Raw genomic sequence first — 19,581 nt, 5'->3', positions numbered from 1 at the left:
GCTGCATGTTAGGTTCCGCCTGTGAGCATGCGGATCCATGATCTCGGACCCGTGGAGGTCGAGATCGATGGCCGGAGGACGCAGCTCGGCGCCCGACCGCAGGCCGTCCTGGCGGTCCTCCTGAGCCACGCCAACGAACGCGTCTCGGTGGCCGCCCTGGCCGAGGCCCTGTGGGCCGACTCCGGACGAGTGGGCTCCCAGTCGACCCTCGAGAGCCACGTCTGGCGGGCCCGCCAGGTGCTGGAGCCCGACCGCCCGCACCGCCAGGCGTCACGAGTGCTCCTCACCGAGTCCGGCGGCTACCGGCTGGCGGTCGACGTCGACCAGGCAGACTCGCTGGAGTTCCTCGACCTGGCGGGACAGTCCCGCGATCTCGTCGACGCCGATCCGCGCCGCTCCCTGCGCTGCTGCGAGGAGGCGCTGGCGCTGTGGCGGGGAGATCCCTTCGGGGCCTCGGCGGACGCGCTGTGGGCCGCCGCCGCGGTGTCGCGGCTGGTGGAGATCCGCGAGCAGGTTCAGATCCGCAGGGTCCAGGCCCTGCTGGCCTGCGGCGAGGTGGATCGGGCAGTCGTCGACTCGGGCACCCTGATCCGCGACCTCCCGCTCAACGAGGACGTCTGGGCCCAGCGGATGACCGCTCTCTACCGCGCCGGGCGTCCCGACGAGGCGCTGCAGGCCTTCCGCACCGCCAGGGATCTGATGCTGGAGGAACTCGGTCTGGACCCGGGCCCGACGCTGCAGAACCTGCACGCCAGGATCCTCGCCCAGGATGAGGATCTGCATCACCCGCAGTCCGCGCAACCGACAGCGCAACCGGCCTCCTCACCGACCGCAGCCCCGCATCCGGTGCGGCCCGCGACGAACCTGCCCCGGCGTCTGCCCCCACTGATCGGACGAGGGGCCGAACTGGCCTCCCTCACCGCCCTGATCGCCGACCACGGGTTGGTGACGGTGGTGGGCGCCGCCGGCTGCGGCAAGACCCGGCTGGCGATCGAGGTGGCCCGGCACGGCGGCGAGACCTTCCCCGACGGGGTGTTCATCGTCGACCTGGGATCGGTCGAGCGGTCCGGCCTGGTCGCCGAACTGGTGGCCAGCGTCATCGGCCTGGCCCCGGCCCCGGCCGGCTCGGTCGAGGAGCAGCTGCGCCAGCACCTGGCCGACCAGCAGATACTGCTCGTGCTCGACAACTGCGAACACCTCGCGCCGATGCTCTACGACCTCATCATGGAGGTTCTCGACGACGACTCCGACACCCACGTGCTGGCCACCAGCCGCGAGCCGCTGGCGGTTCCCGGCGAGATCACCTGGCCGCTCAACCCCCTCATCACCCCCGCCGACGGCGACCGGGCCGGCTCCACCGCGCTGGAACTGTTCCTCGCCAGGGTGCGCGAGGCCGATCCCACCCTGGCCCTCGACGACGTCTCCCTGGATCTGGCGGCCGAGATCTGCAACGACGTCGACGGCCTGCCGCTTGCGCTGGAACTCGCGGCGGCACGGGTGCGCACCGCATCGCTGTCGGAGATCGCCGACCAGGTGCGCACCGACCCGGGTGGTCTGCGACGGGTCGGCGGCCGAGGAGACCACCGACGCACCCTGCGCCAGGTGATCGAGTGGAGCCATCGGCTGCTGGAGCCGGAGGAGAGGCTCGTGCACCGGCGGCTGTCGGTGCTGCGCGGCGCCTTCACCCGCGACTGCGCGGCCACCGTGGCCGGGTTCGCGCCGCTGTCGCCCGGGCAGGTCCCCGACCTGCTGGAGTCCCTGGTGAACAGGAGTCTGCTGCTGGCCCTGAGGGCGGAGGAACCGGGCGAGGAGTCCACCTTCCGCCAGCTCGCCACCGTCCGCGCCCATGCGGCGCTCGCCCTGCGGGAGGCCGACGAGTCGATCGCCACCATCGACAGCCGCCACGACTGGCTGCGCGGCATGCTGGCCCGCAGACCCGGGGACGGCCGGGCCGATGAGCACGGCTGGTACCGGGAACTGGACGTCGACTTCGCCACCGTGCGGGCCAGCCTCGAGTCCACCCTGGTGGATGATCCCGGGCCGCTGGGGTGCTTCGTGCTGTCGCGCGTGTCGAACTTCTGGTACCACCGCGGCCGCATGATCGAGGGCCTCAAATGGCTCCAGCTGGCGGTTCCCGCACCTGTCGGCAGCGATCCGACCGACGCCGCGATGACCGAACTCAACCTGGCGGCGGCCGAGGGGATGCGCGGCCGGTTCGACAGCTCCCGACCACTCTTCGATCATGCTCTCGCCGAGCTGCGGGAGGTGCCGCCGGACCGTCTCACCGACGTCGTCGAGCTGCTGGCCTCCGCCGCCCTGGTCGGTGCCCTGCACCGCAACTTCCAGATGGTGGCGGTGCTGGGACGACGTCTTCAGGAGATGGCCGCCGACGGCGACCCGGCCTTCCGGCTGATGGCCGACGCGGTCACCTGCTTCGCCGAGATCGAGTCGACCCCGCCCCAGATCAGCGTGGAGCGGGCCACCGAGCTCTACCACCGCGGGCTGGCCGACGGGGTGCTGCTGACCTGCTGGATCTGCTGCATCATGCTCGCCGCCCTGTCGGTTCAGACCAGCGGTCCCGAGGAGGGGCTGATCTGGAACCACCGGATGATCGAGGTCCAGATCCGGCTCGGTGCCCGTCCGGAGTCGATGCCCATCGAGGGGCGTGCGCTGTTGATCATGGCCACCGGGCAGTTGCGCGAGGGGGTCGCCCTGTTCGCCGCCTCCGAGGCGCAGAGCCGCCGGGCCGGACTCGGCTGGCCCGCCATGCCGGCCACCGAGGGCCAGTTGGCGATGGCGCGCGAGAGGCTGGGCGAGGAGGCCTACCGGGCGGCCTGGGAGGCCGGCCTGAGCCTGACGATCGAGGAGGCCCTGGATCTGGAGCGGTGACGTCTCCAAGCAGCGGCGTCGCCAAGCGGTGACGTCTCCAAGGGTGTGGATCATGGCTTGGAGCGATCTTGGATCACGGTCTCGCACCATCGATCTGTCGGCGGAACCGCCGGCCCTGAATCTCACAGATCGGTCGTCCCATGTCCGTGTACGAACTCATCGCCATCCTCGGCCTCACCAGCTACGCGATCTACCAGCAGACCCGCCGCCACGAGGTGGTCGCCCGCACCCGTGTCAAACTGACTTTCATCTACCTGGCGGTCGGGCTGCTGATCGGCGGGATGCACCTGCCCAGCACCCCGCTGGCCGCCGTCTTCCTGGTCATCAGCATCCTGCTCAGCCTCATCGTCGGTCAGATCCGGGGGCGTCTCACCCGGCTCTGGGTGGAGGACGGCAAGGTCTACAGCCAGGGCACACCGCTGACCGTGGCCATCTTCCTCGGCCTGATCGCCTCGAAGTTCGTGCTCGGCACCATCGCCTACTTCACCCACGCCAGCGACACCGGCGGCATCGGCGAGATCCTCATCATGCTCGCGATCATGATGGCGATCCAGGCCGAGCTCATCCACCGTCGGGCCATGAGGCTGGAGGACGAGCCGGTGGTCGGGGACGCGAGCCTGGCATGACCACCCTGAGCACCTGGTGCTTCGACCGGCTGGACGGGGCGATGCGAGCCGAGCAGGAACTCGCAGCCCTGTCCCAGCTGGGCCGGCTCAGCGTCGAGGACGCCTGCCTGGTGTTCTGGCCCCGCACCGCACAGGCGCCGCAGATGCGCGCGGCGGGCAACGTCGTCCAGGGTCGGCCGCTCGGGTCGTCCTTCTGGGGACTGTTGCACGGACTGACCTTCGCGGCCCCGCTGCTGGGCTGTGCGGACTCCGGGCCGCGCTGCCTGGCCGAGGTCGGGGTCGACACCGAGCTCATCGAACGGCTCCGGGCGAACCTTCGGCGGGGCTCCTCGGCGCTGCTGATGGTCACCGGCCGGCCGGTCCCGCCCGAGCTGGTCGCCCGACTCGGGGGAGGACGCAGCGCCGGGCCGGCCCTCCAGAGGCAGCTGAGCCCCAGGCACGAGGAGAACCTCCACCGGGTGTTCGGGTCCTGACCGCGTGAGGGGGATGACGCCTGGCCCGAGGATGTGACGCGATGGGGCCAGGCGCTATCGTGAGTTCTGGTCGGACCAATATGGCATGAGCTGCACAGGCGCAGTTCACCGGTCGGCCCACGCGGCGTCGACCGGTGTCGGCGCCGACACAAGGAGTGTGTGATGACTGAGACCATGCTGGCCGAGAGGTTCTACGCCAAGGACCACAGCATCCATCTGGAGGACGTCCCCGTTCCCCACCCGGGGCCGGGCAATGTCCTCATCGAGGTGGCCTACTGCGGGATCTGCCACTCGGATCTGAGCCTCATCAACGGCACCTTCCCCGCCCAGCTTCCCGAGGTCACCCAGGGCCATGAGGCCTCCGGGACCATCGTGGAGGTCGGCGTCGGGGTCACCGGCTGGAAGGTGGGGGACCGCGTCATCCCGTCGGCCGGGCGTCCCTGCTTCACCTGCCGCAAGTGCCGTCGCGGAGACTTCGCCAACTGCCTCCACCTCAATCTGATGGCCTTCGCCTACGACGGGGCGTGGGCGAAGTACCACGAGGCGGCCGCCACCGGGCTGACGAAGATCCCCGAGAACGTGCCGATGGACCAGGCCGCCCTGCTGGCCGACGCCGTCTCCACCCCCTACGCGGCGGTGGTGCACACCGCCCAGGTGCACATGGGCAATGCGGTGGCGGTCTGGGGGGTCGGGGGAGTCGGCACCCACCTCGTTCAGCTGGCGAAGGTCGCCGGCGGTGTCCCGGTGATCGCCATCGATCTCAACGACGAGGTGCTGGCCCGTGCCAAGCGGGTCGGCGCCGACCACGTGCTGCACAGCGACGATCCCGATCTGATGAGCAAGATCGAGGACCTCACCCACGGCCGGATGATCGACGTCGCCTTCGACGCGGTGGGCATCAAGCCGACCCTGCGCGCCGCCGTCGACTCCCTGGACGTCGACGGCAAGGCGGTCTCCCTGGGCCTGTCCAGCCAGGACATCGACGCCGGTCCGTTCATGAACTTCAACCTTCAGCGCAAGAGGGTCTACGGCCACCTGGGATACCGGGGCCAGGACATCGGGGTGCTGGCGGAGATGCTGTCCTACCATCGCCTGGACCTGTCGGAGTCGATCTCCGAGGTGATCCCGCTGAGCGAGATCAAGCGCGGCATCCAGGATCTGGAGGAGCACCGGAACAACCCGATCCGGATCCTCGTCAAGCCCTGACCCGAGACGGCCGACAGGCCTGACACGCTCCAACAAGCTCCGACAAGGCCCGACAGCCGCGACCCCGGCCGGGGGCACCCTCCGGGCGGGCCGCGGTGTCGGTCTCAGAGAGTTCCCGCGGGAACTCTCTGAGAGGTCCGCGCCAGGGCCCGGGCCACCCGGATCCGGGCGAAGCGACGTCGGGAGGAGTCGAACCGGCGGTGGCTGGGACGGCAGCGCGGCCGGATCCAGCAGCGCTGCCAGGCCCTCTCGTCGGCGAGATCCATGACGATCCGCACCGACTCCCCGGGGCGCAGCACCGGCACCTCGGCGAACCGCTGCGGGGCCGACCCGTCACCGACGCACCGGATGGTCTCCAGACCGAAGGCCGTCCCGGTCCCGGTGTTGGTGAGGCTCAGCTCGGCCCGCCGGGCCATTCCGGAGGACGTCGTCCGGCCCCGGTCATCGGGGACCGGCCGGCTGCGCCCGTCCACCAGCCAGCTGCGCCCGTCCAGCCGCCAGCTCACCCGGCGGCTGCGCCACTGCCGGGTGGCCGACCACACCAGCACCCCCAGGGCGACGAGGGCGACCAGGTATGCGGCACCGATGTACCACGCTCCCGGATCGGCCCATGTCATGGCGTCATTCTCGCAGAGCTGCCAGCGGCCCCCGCGGCGTCCCACCTGCACCCAGCGTCACCCTCCCGGCGCTCACCGTCCCCACTCCGTCCCACCCGCCGGCACCGTCCGCCCCATACCCTCCGCCCCACCCGGCCGAACGTCGTCCCCGGCGGGTAGCGCTGATGGCTGAACGGTGGAAGTGAGTGGGGGGTTGGGGCGCTGTGACCGCAGTGGATAGCATCGGGGTGCAGTTTCCAAGCCCCGGCGGGCAACGCCGGCGACGTGCGCGACCCGCAGCGGTCCACACGACCAGGAGGACGTGTTCCCATGTACGACAGCATCATCATCGGTGCCGGACTGGCCGGCCTGTCGGCCGCGACCGAGCTCGTGAGGGCCGGCCGTGACGTCGTGGTCCTCGAGGCCCGCAACCGGGTCGGCGGCCGGGTGGAGAACGCGACCCTGTCGAACGGGCAGGTCGTCGAGCTGGGCGGTCAGTGGATCTCCCAGGCTCACGAGCAGCTGAGGGCCCTCATCGACGGCCAGGGGTTGGAGATGATCGGCCCCAGCAGCGGAGACCTGGTGCTCAGGCTGCACGGTCAGGTCGCCCAGGTCCCCGAGTCCGCGGCCGCCGAACAGCACCTCACACCCTTCGAGTTCGCCGATCTCGGTCAGGGACTGCTGCGCTTCCGCAGGCTCGCCGACCGGGTCGCGCAGAACCCGGTGTGGACCCAGGCCAACGCTGCCTGGCTGGGTCAGACACTGGCCCAGTGGGTCGGTGCGAACCTGCGCACCGAGGGTGGTCGCGCCTATTTCACCGCCCTCGCCACCAACGCGCTGGACGTCGACTCGGCCACCGCGACCCTCATCGACAGCCTCGCCCGGGCCGGCGAGGGGGTCGACCTGGAGTCCCTGGTGGCCGTCAACGGCGGCCTCAAGCAGCAGCGGGTGCGCGGCGGTGTGGCCCAGGTCGCCGAGAACCTCGCCGTCGAGCTGGGGGACGCCGTCCGACTGTCCTCCGTGGTCGTGGGCATCCACCACGACGATGACCGGGTGGTCGCCGTGCTGGACGACGGCACCGAGATCGAGGCCCGCACCGCGGTGTGCACGCTGCCCCCGCGGATGCTGCTGGACACCGTCTTCGACCCGCCGCTGCCCGCCGAGCGGATCCAGCTGGCCGGCAAGGTGCCGGCGGGCAATGTCATCAAGGCCTACCTCGCCTATGACTCCCCGTGGTGGCGCCGCGACGGCCGGTCGGGCCAGATGGGCGCCGACGAGGGAGCCGTCCGGGTGGTCTTCGACACCTCCGACGAGTCCACCGGAGAAGGCATTCTGATGGGATTCTTCGAGGGGTCGGAGGCCTCCGGCTTCGGGAAGAAGTCGGTCTCACTGCGTCAGCGGGCCTTCGAGGAGGCCGTCGAGGGAGCCTTCGGCAAGGCTCCCTCCGAGCCGATCGAGTACCTCGACCGGGACTGGCTGTCAGAGAAGTTCACCCGCGGCTGCCACGGCGCCCACTTCGCCCCCGGACTGTGGACCACCGGCGGGCCGGTGCTGGCCCAGCCGCTGGGACGACTGTTCTTCGCCGGCGCCGAGTACGCCTCCGCCTTCAACGGCTACATGGAGGGTGCGGTGCGCTGCGGCCACGAGGTGGCCGCCGAGGTCGACGAGCTGCTCGACTGACCTCGACGGCCGGGGCCCTCAGGCGGCCTGGCTGGTGAGGTCGCGCTGCCAGCGACGGGTGGTGGCCACCAGGGAGTTCGCCAGGGTGGCGATCTCGGCGGCGCGGCGCGGCTGAGGGGCGATGCCGTCCTTGTCGAAGTCGGTGAACAGCCCCAGCGCGATGCTGGAGCGGATGTCGATCATCTCGAAGTTGGCCACGATCTGACGCCAGTGCTCGGTGGCGCGCACCCCGCCGTCGGCCCCGTAGGAGACGAAGGCGATCGGCTTGCCGTGCAGCTCGCGGCCCAGCCAGTCGACGGCATTCTTCAGGGCGCCGGGGACGGAGTGGTTGTACTCCGGGGTGACCAGGATGTACGCGTCGAAGGAGGCGATCGTGCGTCCCCAACGGGCCACCTCCGGGTTCTCGAAGGGCTCGGTGGCGGCCATCGGGCTGATCGGGGAGTCGAAGGCCGGCAGCTGGTAGTCGGCGAGCGGAACGACCTCGAAGTCGACGTCGGCCAGGCCCAGGTCCTTGACGCTGGAGGCGACCCACCGTGCGACGTGGGCGGAGTTGCGGCCCTGCCGCACGGACCCGGAGATGATGCCGATCTTCATATCGTTGCCTTTCGGTGACGGTTCACAGGGGTTGCGGCCGGGGGCGAGCCCAACCGAATAGGTGAAACGTCATCTACTCTGCCCCTATTCCGGCGCCGCGTCGATCCCGCAGGCAGGTTCAGATGAGCACCTGGATGTGATCCTGGGCCAGACTCTGCTCGCCGGCGGGTTTGCGCCCGTCGGGGCCGGCGAGCTGGGTGTCGATCGCCTGGACCACGGGGTGGTGCAGTCCGGCCATCCGCAGGTCGCAGACCAGGGTGGCCCGTTGACAGGGCACCGCCCAGCGCAGCGCGGCCGGGGTCGGCGCGGTGAGGATCCTCTCGGCCAGCGGGGGCAGGTTCTCCTGCACCGGGCCGGCCTGGTCGGTCAGCGCCGCCAGCCGCTGCGAGCGCACTGCCCAGGGGACGTCGCGCAGCACATTGCGCGACAGCAGGCCGGTGTCGGGGACCGGCTCGAGGAGGTCCTCCAGACTTCCGCCCGAGACCAGGGTGCGTTCCATCCGGGACGCCGCCTCGAGGGCCTCGGGCCACACTCGCACCCGGGCGGAGGGGGCCTCCACGGCGTCCAGCACGGTGCTCAGGATCGCCGAGGCCGGACGCCAGGCGCCGAAGGAGTTCGAGTTGGCCATCACCACCACGCCGATCCCGGTGGTGGGGTGCCAGCGCATGTGGGAGGAGAACCCGGGCAGCCCTCCGGAGTGCTGGGCCACCCGCCCGAACCGGTGGTCGAGCTCGCAGATCAGTCCGTAGCCGTATCCCGCGCCGTCCAGTCGACGTCCCGCGAAGGGCCACTCGGTGGTTCGCATCAGGGTGTGGCCGGTCTGCATCCGACGCCGCGAGGAGGCCGACAGGACGGTCTCGAGACCCGGGTCGGGAATCTCGTCGAAGGCCGATCCGAGGAAGTGCATCCAGCTGGCGACGTCGCCGACGGTGCTGAACAGTTCGCCGATGCAGCCCAGCGCCCCCGACCCCACGAAGGGTTCGGGCCGGAAGTGGGATCCGTCGTCGAAGGTGCGGAACCCCCGCGCCAGATCGGTGCCGTCGGGGTACATCGAGGGATCGGCCCGGGTGGCCGACAGGCCCAGCGGGTCGAGGATCCGCTCCCGGACGACCTGTTCGACCGGGATCCCGGTGACCGCCTCGATGGCTCGGCCGGTCTGGGAGACGCCGAGATTGGAGTACTGGTAGACGGTGCCGGGGAAGGCGCTCAGGCGCAGTCCCTCGGCCACCCGGTCGGCCATCCACTCCCGCGGTTCGGCCAGGTGCTCGTCACCCCACGGGTTGTCCTCGGCGATCCCCGAGCGGTTGCTCAGCAGCTCGTCGAGGGTGGCGTCCAAGGGCACCGATCCGGCACCTCCGGCACCGAACCGGGCGGACTCGAGTCCGCCGATGAGTTCGCGGGCGGGCCGGTCCAGGTTCAGGACGTCGTCCTCGCGCAGCGACAGTGCGGCGGCGGCGAGAAAGGACTTCGACATCGAGGCGATCCGGTAGACGGTGCCGGGCCCGGCCGGTGCACCGTCCATCCGCGGCTGGCCGCTGGTGTGCACCGCCACCACGCGGCCGCGCCAGGTGATCGCGGCAACGCACGACGGCGCCAGTGCCAGGGTCGCGGCGTCCAGCTGGGCGGCGAGCACCTGCTGGCAGATCTTGGCGAACCCCGAGGGGGGCTGCCAGGGCTCCCCGACCGGGCAGCGCAGCGCCCCGGCCGGGTCCAGCCGCCCGGCCGGACTCACCGCCGCTCCTCGAAGGCGGCCCTCACCTCGGCGGCGAAGGCGTCGACGAGCCGTCGGGCGGCGGCCGTGTTGACGGCGTCGACCCGCTGGGCCTCGGCGACCAGCTCGTCGCGGGAGAACCCGTCGGCGGTGAGCGCCGCCTCGTCCCAGCCGGCCAGGCTCTCGGCACTGGCCTCGGGGTGGAACTGGAGTCCGCGGACGTGGTCGCCGAGCCGGAAGGCCTGGTTCGCCAGCGCCTTCGAGGAGGCCAGCAGGACCGCATCGGGGGGCAGCTCGGTGATCATGTCCTGGTGGTTCTCGATCATCGGGGTGCCGCTGCCCAGACCGCCGATGACGGGGTCCGAGGCACCGTCCGCGGTGGCGTGGATGAGGGTCGCCCCGCGCTCCTTGGGTCCGGTCCTGGCGCGCACCTGGCCGCCGGCGACGTCGGCCAGCAGCTGACCGCCCAGGCAGATCCCCAGGGTGGGCAGGTCCTCGGCGATGGCCGACAGGGCCAGGGTCCGCTCCCCGCGCAGCCAGGGCGCCCGGTCGAACTCGTCGGGCATCAGCCCGCCGCCGAGCATGATCAGGCCGTCGATCCCCGACAGGTCCTCGGGCAGCCCCTCGGAGGCCAGCCGCTGGCAGATCTCCAGTCCGTCGGCCTCCAGCCAGCCCCGCAGCCTGCGGGGCCCCGAGGTCGGTGAGTTGACGACCACCAGAACGGTGGGTGCGGTGTGCATCAGTGCTGCTCCCTGGTGAAGGTGTCGACGGCCGGGACGATGGCGTGCGGGTCTGGCTGGCCGGCCGTCCCGGCCAGGAAGGCCCGGTAGTCGGGGTCGCTGGCCTCCAGCACCCGCAGCACATTGCCGTGGGCGGTGGCTGCCAGGTCGGTCTCCGACCAGCCGCGTCGCGACAGCACGGCGAACAGATCGGGGTAGTGGGAGACGTCCTCCAGGCCCTCGGGCATCGACCCGGTGCCGTCGTAGTCGGCGCCGATCCCGACCGCGTCGATCCCCGCCACCTCGCGGACGTGGTCCATCTGGTCGGCGACATCGGCGATCCCGACGGCCGGCGGTTCGCCGATCTCGCCGGCCTCCACCCAGTCGTGGCGCGCCTGGCTCACGAAGGAGGGCACCAGGGCGACCATCACCACCCCGCCGGTCGATCCGATCCGGGCCAGGACGTCGTCGGGCACGTTGCGCGGATGGTCGCACAGCGCCGCGGTCGCCGAGTGGGAGACCATCACCGGACGGGTGGCCACCGCCAGGGCGTCGCGCATCGTCGACGGCGCCACATGGGCCAGGTCCACCAGCATCCCGATCCGGTTCATCTCGGCGACCACGTCGCGGCCGAAGGCGGTCAGCCCGGCGTGGCGCGGCAGGTCGGTGGCGGAGTCGGCCCAGTCGGTGGTGCGCGACCAGGTGAGGGTCATGTAGCGGGCCCCCAGCCGGGCGTACTGGCGCAGCACGGCGAGGGAACCGCCGATCTGCGCTCCCCCCTCCACCCCGATGAGGGAGGCGATCCGGCCGCGGGCGGCCGCCCGGCGGGCCTCCTCGGCGGTGCCGGCCAGCTCGAGCCGGTCGGGATGGGCGGCCACCAGCCGGTGGACGAAGTCGATCTGCTCGAGGGTGGCGGTGACCTGCTCGGCGCCATCGAGAACCGGTTCGACCCACACCGACCAGAACTGCCCCTGCACCTGCCCGGCTCTCAGCCGCGCCAGGTCGGTGTGCAGGCCAGCGACCGGGCCGTCGGTCCCGTCCAGCCCGTCGACCCGGTAGCCGCGCTTCTCGCGGCAGGCCCAGGCGAGGTCGTTGTGTCCGTCGATGACGCCGATCACGCGATCAGGACCGCCTGGCGTCGAGGTCGCCGTTGATGAGCTCGGTGGCGGCGTGGTCCAGGGGGACCGCATTGCCGTCGATGGTGCGCACCGGGGCGGCGCCGCGGGTGCTGGAGCACAGCCACACCCCATCGGCGCGGTCCAGGTCGGCGACCTTCACGGCGTCGACGCGGGTGGCCAGACCGCGACGCTCCAGGCAGGTGAAGATGTCTCCCTGGGTGGTTCCGGGGAGAATCCCCATGCTCGGCGGCGGGGTGACGTAGACGCCGTCGATCCGCGCCACCAGGGAGGAGCTGGGCCCCTCGAGGATGTAGCCGTCGGTGCTGGTGAAGATGACATCGGTGGCGCCGCGGCGCTCGGCCTCGCGCAGCACCGACTTGTTGACGGCGTAGGACAGCGTCTTGGCCCCCTGGAGCAGCCAGGGCGAGGTCTCGGCGACGTCGTGGCGGAAGCCGCGGTCCAGCTTGACGACGTCGATCCCGTCGCGGCGGACCGCGGTCGGGTCGTCGGCGATGAATCCCAGCGCCCATCCGGTGGGGGCCGAGACCTCCCCCTCGATGCCGCGGGTCATGCAGAACTTGACGCCGGTGAGGACCCCGGCGTCGGCCATCTGGTGGGCGGTGTCCACCACGACGCGACGCCACAGGTCGAGGTTGGGCTCGGGCAGGTCGAGCATGCTCGCCGAGCGGGCGAACCGGGCCAGGTGGGCCTCCAGGGCCAGCGGCACGCCCTCGATGACGCCAGCCGTCTCGAAGATCCCGTCTCCCCGGGTGATGCCCAGATTGTCGACCCGGATGAGTGCCTCGTCGGGCTCGCGGCGGGCGAACGACCCCTCCGGGGTGGAGAGGTCCAGGAAGTTCAGGATCAACGGCTTCATGGTGGTTCCCATTCTGACGATGTGCAGGAGGACTGAGCGTGTGAGGGCCGGGACTGGGCGATCGGGGCGTGAGACCCGGTCCAGACCTGTCGGGACTGTCCGCAACGAGAGGATACGTGTTGGATAGTCACCTCACGAAGGTGTCCGGATGGGCACCCTCTGCCGGAGATGATAGGGGTTCGGCAGGGATCGCGATCGACCCGCTCAGGGACTCCCGGCGGTCCGGATCTGACGCCTCACGATCTGAGATGCCTCACCACATCCGGAATAAATCCGACATAGTACCTTCAGGACAGGATTCATTCCTGGTTTGGAGATGGTTCCGCTATGTCTCGGTCAGGTAAAAGTCTTGTAATAACTCGCATGTTCATGCGTCGGACGTGGTGTGATGCGTTCAGATCACTGCTCTACGGGGCCCGCGGTGGGCTCCGCTTCTTGGACGAAGGATGACCAGATGCGTACCAGATCACGCGGCCTGAGGACCGTGTCCGCCTCCTTGGTGGCAGGTGCCCTGCTTGCCGCCGGTTCGATCGGGGGGGTGGCTCAGGCGGCACCCAGCCAGGACCGCGCGGACTCCTCTCCCGCGGCGTCGAGCTCGGCGAGCCCCAGCGTGCTGAGGATCGCGACCTCGGGATTCGTCGACAGCTTCAACCCCTTCACCTCGATCTACCTGCTGCCGACCAACGCGATCAGGTACATGTACGAGAACCTGGTCGCCAACGACCAGACGGACGGCTCGCCGACCAAGGGGCTCGCCGGTTCCTGGAAGACCTCCTCGGACGGCAAGACCTGGACCTACACCCTCCAGGACGGCCTCAAGTGGTCCGACGGTCAGCCGATCACCTCTGCCGATGTGAAGTACACCTATGAGCAGATGATGAAGGTTCCCGACATGGCGGTCGCCAACGGCAACCTGGTGAGCAACTTCGCCAGCGTCGACACCCCCGACGCCAAGACCGTCGTGATCAACCTCAAGGCACCGCAGGCCCCCAACCCCGGCGTCGAGATCCCGATCGTCCCCCAGCACGTCTGGTCCAAGGTCAAGGATCCGGCGAAGTTCGCCAATGAGTCGAACACGGTTGGCTCGGGCCCCTTCCAGCTGGCCAGCTACAAGGCCAACCAGTCGATCACCTTCAAGGCCAACCCCAACTTCTGGCGGGGCGCCCCCAAGGTCTCCGGGCTGCAGTACATCTACTACACGAACTCCGACGCCCAGGTGCAGGCCCTGCGCTCCGGTGACGTCGACCTGGTCACCGGGCTGTCGTCGACCCAGTTCAACGCCCTCAAGGGCGCCTCCGGAGTCACCACCCACTCCGGAACCGGCCGCCGGTACACCTCGATCAGCCTCAACGTCGGCATGCAGACCCGTGACAACAAGCCCTTCGGCACCGGTGCGGCAGCCCTGAAGGATGTCAAGGTCCGTCACGCCCTGCGTCAGGCCATCGACAACAAGACCCTGCTGGCCAAGGTGCTCAACGGGCAGGGGGCCGAGGCCACCAGCTTCATCCCCTCCTCCTTCCCGAAGTGGAGCCTGCCCACCACCGACCCGGCGATCATCAAGTACGACCCGGCGGCGGCCAAGAAGACCCTGGACGAGGACGGCTGGAAGGTCGGCCCCGACGGGATCCGCGCCAAGGGCGGCCAGAAGCTCAGCCTCCGGCTGCTCGTCGACTCCAGCGATCCGACCGAGCAGACCAGCGCCGACTACCTCAAGCCGTGGCTGAAGTCGGTCGGCATCGATCTCCAGGTGCAGTCCAGCGACTCCGACACGATCTCCGACCGGACCATCAAGGGCAACTACGACATGTACTTCTCGGGTTGGAGCATCAACCCGGATCCGGACTACCAGCTCGGCATCAACACCTGCGACTCGCGTCCGACCCGCACCGACGGCACCGGCGGCACGACCCAGGACGGCTACTGCAACCCGGACTTCGACAAGATGTACGCCGCCCAACGCGCCGAGCTCAATGAGACCCAGCGCCGCGCGATCGTCCAGAAGATGCTGGCGCAGAACTACACCGACACCCCGCAGATCGCGATCTGGTACGCCAACTCGCTGGAGGCCTACCGGTCCGACCGGTTCACCGGATTCGAGCTGCAGCCCGCCAAGGGCGGCATCATCGCCAACCAGGCCGGCTACTGGGGCTACCTCACGGTGGCCCCGGTGAGCGGTTCGAACAACGCGTCCAACTCGCACACCGGACTGATCGTCGGAGGGATCGTCGTCGCGGTCCTGGTGATCGCCGGCGTCGTCTGGGTGCTCGTGCGGCGTCGTCACGCCGACGAGACCGAGTGATCCACAGATCGGGGACGCCGGCCAGCGCGCCGGCGTCCCCGATCTTCCTGCCGGCGTGACGCCGCACCGCCCCCTGTGCGCCGGTGCCCGCGCGCCACGCCACTGCACAACTTTGAAGGAGCCGTCATGAGCACAGCCCTCACCCCCACGGTCGCCGCCCAGGAGACCGACGAGCCGCCGCGCGGCGTCCCGGCGATCCGATACCTGCTGTCCAAGCTGGGCGGAGCGGCGATCTCGATGGTGCTGGTGATCCTGCTCGGCTTCTTCGCCTTCAAGCTGATCCCCGGCGACCCGGTGGCCCGGATGGCCAAGGAGCGTCCGATGAGCGCGGCCCAGATGGACCAGCTGCGCGAACAGCTCGGCCTCAACAAGCCGATGATCGTCCAGTTCTGGAACTACCTGGTCAACGTCTTCACCCTGAACTTCGGCGACTCCTATGTGTACAAGCAGTCGGTCGCCAGCCTCATCGGGGAGTACTTCTGGAACACCATCCTGCTCACCGGGACCGCCGCGGTGATCGCCATCGCGCTGGGACTGTGGCTGGGCCAGAGGTCGGCCTGGAAGCACGGCTCCTGGTTCGACCGGATCACCTCCGGCACCTCCCTGGTGTTCTGGTCGGTGCCCACCTTCTGGCTCGCCCTGCTGCTGCTGATGGTCTTCGGCGGCTCCCTGCACTGGTTCCCGACCGGCGGGATGACCAGCCCCTCACCACCGACCGGGACCTTCGACAAGGTCCTCGACGTCGCCTCGCACATGGTGCTCCCGGTGATCACGATGGTCGCCGTCGTCTACGCCCAGTACGTCATGGTGATGCGCGCCTCCCTCATCGAGGAGATGAGCGCGGACTACCTCACCACCGCCCGGGCCAAGGGCCTGCGCGAGGACAAGGTGCGCAGCCGCCACGCGGTGCCCAACGCCCTGCTGCCGACCGTCACCCTGGTCTTCATGCACATCGGCGGGCTGATCGCCGGTGCCGTGACGGTCGAGACGGTGTTCTCCTGGCCCGGTCTGGGAAAACTCACCTATGAGGCGATCAGCGGACCGGACCTGCCGCTGCTCCAGGGGACCTTCGTGGTCTTCTCGGCGATCATCATCGTGACCAATCTGCTCGCCGATCTCGTCTATCGTCAGCTCGACCCGAGGGTGAGGACGGCATGAGCGCCACCACATCGACCCCGACCTCCCCGACCAGCTCGGCCCGCGCCATGGCGTGGAGCCGGCGGGCGGCCTCCGCCCGCGAGTTCTGGCGGGAGTTCCGGCACTACAAGGCCGGCATGATCGGCCTGGGGATCCTGGCCGTCATCATCATCCTGGCCATCCTGGCCCCGGTGCTGGCCCCGACCCGGATGCTCGACCTCACCCAGCTGCTCCAGAGCCCGCGATACGCCCCGCCCTCCTGGGCCCACCCCTTCGGCACCGATGACCAGGGCCGGGAACTGTGGGTGCGGATGCTGTGGGGGTCCCGGGTCTCCCTGGTGGTCGGCTTCGCGGCCACCGCGATGTCGATGATCATCGGCACCATCATCGGGATCGCCGCCGGCCACTTCACCGGCTGGGTGGGCGGTCTGCTGATGCGGATCGTCGACTTCTTCCTGGTGCTGCCCTCGCTGATCCTGGCGATCGTGCTGTCCTCGGTGCTGGAACGCGGCGTGATGACGATCGTCATCGCGATCGGCCTCACCTCCTGGGCCGGCACCGCCCGGGTGGTGCGCTCCCAGACCCTGTCCATCGAGTCGCGCGACTACGTCGAACGGGCCCGGGTGCTGGGCGGTGGGCACTGGCACATCATCTTCAAACACCTGCTGCCGGCGGTGATGCCGCTGGTGCTGGCCAACACCACCCTGACGGTCGGGTCGGCGATCATCGCCGAGTCGACGCTGTCCTTCCTCGGTCTGGGCGATCCCTCCAAGCAGTCCTGGGGCACCATCCTCAAGAACTCGATGGATCTGTCGGCGGCCACCAGCGGCTACTGGTGGTACGTCCTCATCCCCGGCCTGGCCATCCTCCTCGTCGTGCTGGCCTTCACCCTGGTGGGCCGGGCCGTGGAGACCATCGTCAACCCAACCCTGAGGAGCCGATGAGCCATGCCCGATCTCATCTTCGACGACGTCTCGATCACCTATCAGACCTCGGGACGCCATGACCGCGGGCAGGTGCACGCGGTGCGCCATGTCAGCCTGGACCTGCCGGCCGGCGGCACCCTCGGGGTGGCCGGGGAGTCCGGTTCGGGCAAGTCGACCCTGGCGATGAGCGTGCTGCGGCTGCTGCCCAGGAATGCCACCCTCACCGGATCGGTGCGGATCGGCGACACCGATGTGGCCGACCTGTCCTTCGGCAAGCTGCGGTCGGTGCGCTGGGCGGAGGCCTCGATCATCTTCCAGGGTGCGATGCACTCCCTCAACCCGGTGCACACCGTGGGCCGCCAGATCCTGGAGGCCCTCGAGCTCCACGTCACCGACCGGTGGCCCACCGAGAAGGCGCGCAAGCAGCGGGTCAAGGACCTCATGAAGGTCGTCGACCTGCCCGCCGAGAAGGCCGAGTCCTACCCGCACGAGCTGTCGGGGGGCCAGAAGCAGCGGATCATGATCGCGATGGCGCTGGCCTGCGAACCCGACATCATCGTGGCCGACGAGCCGACCACCGCCCTGGACGTCATCGTCCAGAAGCAGATTCTCGACATGATCAACGAGCTGGTCCACGAGCGGGGCATCTCGCTGATGATGATCAGCCATGACCTGTCGGTGCTGGCCACCGCCTGCTCCCGGATCGCGGTGATGAAGGACGGCGAGCTGGTCGAGGTGGGTCCGGCACAGCAGATCTGCCTGGACCCCAAGCAGCCCTACACCCAGCAGCTGGCCTCGGCCTTCCCGGTGATCGGCGACCCGGCATCGCGGATGCACCCGGTCACCCGCCGGGAGCAGGCCCCCAGGCCGCCCGTCGACGAGCGCCACACGATGACTGACGAGGTGCTGCTGGAGGCCCACGGCCTCAATGTCACCTACCGGGCAGGGCGCACCCCGGTGCACGCCGTCAAGGATGTCGACCTCACCATCCACAACGGCGAGATCTTGGCCCTGGTCGGTCAGTCCGGGTCGGGCAAGTCCACCCTGGCCAGAACCGTGCTGGGCCTCCAGCCCGCCGACGACGGGTCGACCATCCAGTTCCGCGGGGCCGATCTGCCGACCCGCAGCAGGGCGGTCCGCGCCTTCCGCCGGCAGGTCCAGATGGTTCTCCAGGACCCCTCGGCGGCGCTCAACCCCAAGCTCAGCGTCTACGAGTCGGTGGCCGAGGGGCTGCGCGTCCAGCACTTCAGCGGCAGCGAGGAGGAGAGGGTCGCCGAGGCCCTGCAGTCCGCCGAGCTGATCCCCGCAGAACGCTATGTCGGAGCCATCCCCCAGGAGCTGTCCGGCGGTCAGCTCCAGCGGGTGGTGATCGCCGGTGCGCTGGCGATCCACCCGGAGGTGCTGGTCGCCGACGAGCCGGTGGCCTCCCTGGACGCCTCGGTCCGGGGCGAGATCCTGGCCCTGCTGCTGTCGCTGCGCGAACGGCTGGGGCTCAGCGCCCTGGTGATCACCCATGACCTGGGTCTGGCGTGGAACATCGCCGACACCGTCGCGGTGATGTACCAGGGGCGGATCGTCGAGCACGGGCCCGCCGAGGAGGTGTTGCTCCACCCGCAGCACGAGTACACCCGGACTCTGCTGGCGGCCGCCCCGAGCATCCGAGGCAGGGCAGCGGCATGACCTCTCCCGCCATCCAGGAGCCGGCTCCGGCAGACCCGGCGGCCCCGTCAGGCCGCGCGGGCCGGGTGGCCGGGTGGCCCCAGGCCTACCTGGACCGACCGCCGTTGCAGTCCGGAGACGTCGTGCAGCTGGTCGACCCCTCGGGGCCCAGCAGTGCCGAGAGCGTCGAGCGGGCGGTGGGCTACCTGGAGGGCTGGGGGCTCAGCGTCCGGGTGGCGGCCCACATCCTGGCCTGCGACTCCCGGGCCGACTACCTGGCCGGGTCCGACGAGCTGCGCCGGGCCGATCTGGTGGAGGCCTGGACCGACCCGGAGGTCGACGCCGTGGTGTGCGTGCGCGGCGGATACGGGGCGATGAGGCTGCTGGACGGCATCGACTGGGCCCGGATGGCCGCGGCCACCCCTCGTCGTGACGGCCGTCCGAAGCTGCTCACCGGCTCCAGCGACATCACCGCCCTGCACGAGGCCTTCCGGTTCCATCTGGGAGTACCCAGCCTGTTCTGCCCGATGCCGGGAAATGACGTCTTCAGAGACTCCGCGGCGATCCGCCAGGACGTCGGCCGCTGGCTCCTGGAGCCCTGGCGGAACCGCCAGATCGTCGGGCCGCGCGCCGAGGTGCTGGTGCCCGGGAGGGTCTGCGGCAGCTTCCGGGGTGGGAACCTGTCCCTGCTGGCCGCCGGTATCGGGGCTCCCGAGGCCGTCGCCCGGACCGGGGACCAGCCCGAGATCCTCTTCCTGGAGGACATCGAGGAGGACCTCTACCGGCTCGACAATCTCATGATCCAGATGGCTCGCAGCGGTCGGCTGGCGGCCGCCTGCGGGATCGTGCTGGGATCCTGGCACGACTGCGCCCCGCCCGACCAGGTTCGTGCCCTGATGGCCGAGTACCTGACGGGACTGGGGGTGCCGGTGCTGTGGGAGCAGGGCTTCGGCCACGATCCCGAGGCCCTCAGCGTCCCGCTCAATGTCACCGGGGTGCTGGACCTGGCGGTCGGCCGGGAACCGCGACTGAGTGTCGGCCGCCCGCAGCGACCGGGAGCCGGGGACTGAG

At 70.1% G+C, this 19,581-nt stretch carries 16 protein-coding genes; 10 read left to right on the top strand and 6 right to left on the bottom strand.

All coding sequences use genetic code 11. From position 1 onward, the window contains the following. Window positions 1–27: 27 nt before the first annotated feature. The 4 genes from H590_RS0101810 to H590_RS0101795 all read left to right on the top strand — a co-directional run bounded on the left by H590_RS0101810 (window position 28) and on the right by H590_RS0101795 (window position 5,194). Window positions 28–2,889 (top strand): AfsR/SARP family transcriptional regulator, encoded by a 2,862-nt coding sequence (locus H590_RS0101810; RefSeq protein ID WP_028702212.1) that lies wholly within the window; start codon window positions 28–30, stop codon window positions 2,887–2,889. A gap of 140 nt (window positions 2,890–3,029) precedes the next feature. Then, window positions 3,030–3,515 carry a DUF1453 family protein gene (locus H590_RS0101805; RefSeq protein WP_028702211.1) on the top strand — a complete coding sequence of 162 codons (486 nt, stop codon included), beginning with the start codon at window positions 3,030–3,032 and terminating at the stop codon, window positions 3,513–3,515. Beyond that, window positions 3,512–3,988: a DUF1269 domain-containing protein gene (locus H590_RS0101800; protein ID WP_028702210.1), complete on the top strand. Its 477-nt coding sequence runs from the start codon at window positions 3,512–3,514 to the stop codon at window positions 3,986–3,988. Before H590_RS0101805 ends, H590_RS0101800 begins: the two co-directional genes overlap by 4 nt. A 162-nt stretch (window positions 3,989–4,150) precedes the next feature. Then, window positions 4,151–5,194, top strand: a complete 1,044-nt coding sequence (locus H590_RS0101795) for an alcohol dehydrogenase catalytic domain-containing protein (RefSeq protein WP_028702209.1) — start codon at window positions 4,151–4,153, stop codon at window positions 5,192–5,194. 104 nt (window positions 5,195–5,298) lie between these two features. On the opposite strand, the gene H590_RS0101790 is transcribed toward H590_RS0101795, so the two are convergent. After that, on the bottom strand, window positions 5,299–5,811 hold the full coding sequence (locus H590_RS0101790) for a hypothetical protein (RefSeq protein ID WP_028702208.1): 513 nt from the start codon (window positions 5,809–5,811) through the stop codon (window positions 5,299–5,301). A 309-nt stretch (window positions 5,812–6,120) separates the two neighbouring features. On the opposite strand from H590_RS0101790, the gene H590_RS0101785 reads away from it, so the two are divergent. Beyond that, the gene (locus H590_RS0101785) at window positions 6,121–7,470 is read left to right on the top strand and encodes a flavin monoamine oxidase family protein (RefSeq protein WP_028702207.1); all 1,350 of its coding nucleotides are present in this window, start codon (window positions 6,121–6,123) and stop codon (window positions 7,468–7,470) included. An 18-nt stretch (window positions 7,471–7,488) separates the two neighbouring features. On the opposite strand, the gene H590_RS0101780 is transcribed toward H590_RS0101785, so the two are convergent. The 5 genes from H590_RS0101780 to H590_RS0101760 form a co-directional block, all read right to left on the bottom strand. Further along, window positions 7,489–8,064: an NADPH-dependent FMN reductase gene (locus tag H590_RS0101780; RefSeq protein ID WP_028702206.1), complete on the bottom strand. Its 576-nt coding sequence runs from the start codon at window positions 8,062–8,064 to the stop codon at window positions 7,489–7,491. A gap of 118 nt (window positions 8,065–8,182) precedes the next feature. Next, window positions 8,183–9,796: a serine hydrolase domain-containing protein gene (locus H590_RS0101775; protein WP_197720475.1), complete on the bottom strand. Its 1,614-nt coding sequence runs from the start codon at window positions 9,794–9,796 to the stop codon at window positions 8,183–8,185. Beyond that, complete coding sequence (locus H590_RS0101770) at window positions 9,793–10,515, bottom strand: type 1 glutamine amidotransferase (RefSeq protein WP_036980532.1); 723 nt, start codon at window positions 10,513–10,515, stop codon at window positions 9,793–9,795. The genes H590_RS0101775 and H590_RS0101770 overlap by 4 nt, the downstream gene beginning before the upstream one ends. After that, window positions 10,515–11,612: a dipeptidase gene (locus H590_RS0101765; protein ID WP_028702203.1), complete on the bottom strand. Its 1,098-nt coding sequence runs from the start codon at window positions 11,610–11,612 to the stop codon at window positions 10,515–10,517. Before H590_RS0101765 ends, H590_RS0101770 begins: the two co-directional genes overlap by 1 nt. Before the next feature lie 4 nt (window positions 11,613–11,616). Continuing rightward, window positions 11,617–12,489: an aminodeoxychorismate lyase gene (locus H590_RS0101760; protein ID WP_028702202.1), complete on the bottom strand. Its 873-nt coding sequence runs from the start codon at window positions 12,487–12,489 to the stop codon at window positions 11,617–11,619. Window positions 12,490–12,943: 454 nt separating this feature from the next. Here H590_RS0101760 and H590_RS0101755 point away from each other — a divergent pair, with 454 nt between their 5' ends. The 5 genes from H590_RS0101755 (at window position 12,944) to H590_RS0101735 (ending at window position 19,580) form a co-directional block, all read left to right on the top strand. Further along, the gene (locus tag H590_RS0101755; protein ID WP_028702201.1) at window positions 12,944–14,788 is read left to right on the top strand and encodes an ABC transporter substrate-binding protein; all 1,845 of its coding nucleotides are present in this window, start codon (window positions 12,944–12,946) and stop codon (window positions 14,786–14,788) included. Window positions 14,789–14,914: 126 nt separating this feature from the next. Then, window positions 14,915–15,946, top strand: a complete 1,032-nt coding sequence (locus H590_RS0101750) for an ABC transporter permease (protein ID WP_028702200.1) — start codon at window positions 14,915–14,917, stop codon at window positions 15,944–15,946. Beyond that, window positions 15,943–16,869, top strand: a complete 927-nt coding sequence (locus H590_RS0101745; protein WP_172599481.1) for an ABC transporter permease — start codon at window positions 15,943–15,945, stop codon at window positions 16,867–16,869. The genes H590_RS0101750 and H590_RS0101745 overlap by 4 nt, the downstream gene beginning before the upstream one ends. A gap of 3 nt (window positions 16,870–16,872) precedes the next feature. Further along, window positions 16,873–18,531 carry an ATP-binding cassette domain-containing protein gene (locus H590_RS0101740; RefSeq protein ID WP_028702198.1) on the top strand — a complete coding sequence of 553 codons (1,659 nt, stop codon included), beginning with the start codon at window positions 16,873–16,875 and terminating at the stop codon, window positions 18,529–18,531. Then, window positions 18,528–19,580: a S66 peptidase family protein gene (locus H590_RS0101735; RefSeq protein WP_084149193.1), complete on the top strand. Its 1,053-nt coding sequence runs from the start codon at window positions 18,528–18,530 to the stop codon at window positions 19,578–19,580. Before H590_RS0101740 ends, H590_RS0101735 begins: the two co-directional genes overlap by 4 nt. Window position 19,581 lies beyond the last annotated feature (1 nt).

The organism is Acidipropionibacterium jensenii DSM 20535 (assembly GCF_000425285.1).
Lineage (GTDB): Bacteria > Actinomycetota > Actinomycetes > Propionibacteriales > Propionibacteriaceae > Acidipropionibacterium > Acidipropionibacterium jensenii.
Note: the sequence above shows the minus strand (reverse complement) of the source record. Positions and strands in the feature narration are given on the sequence as shown.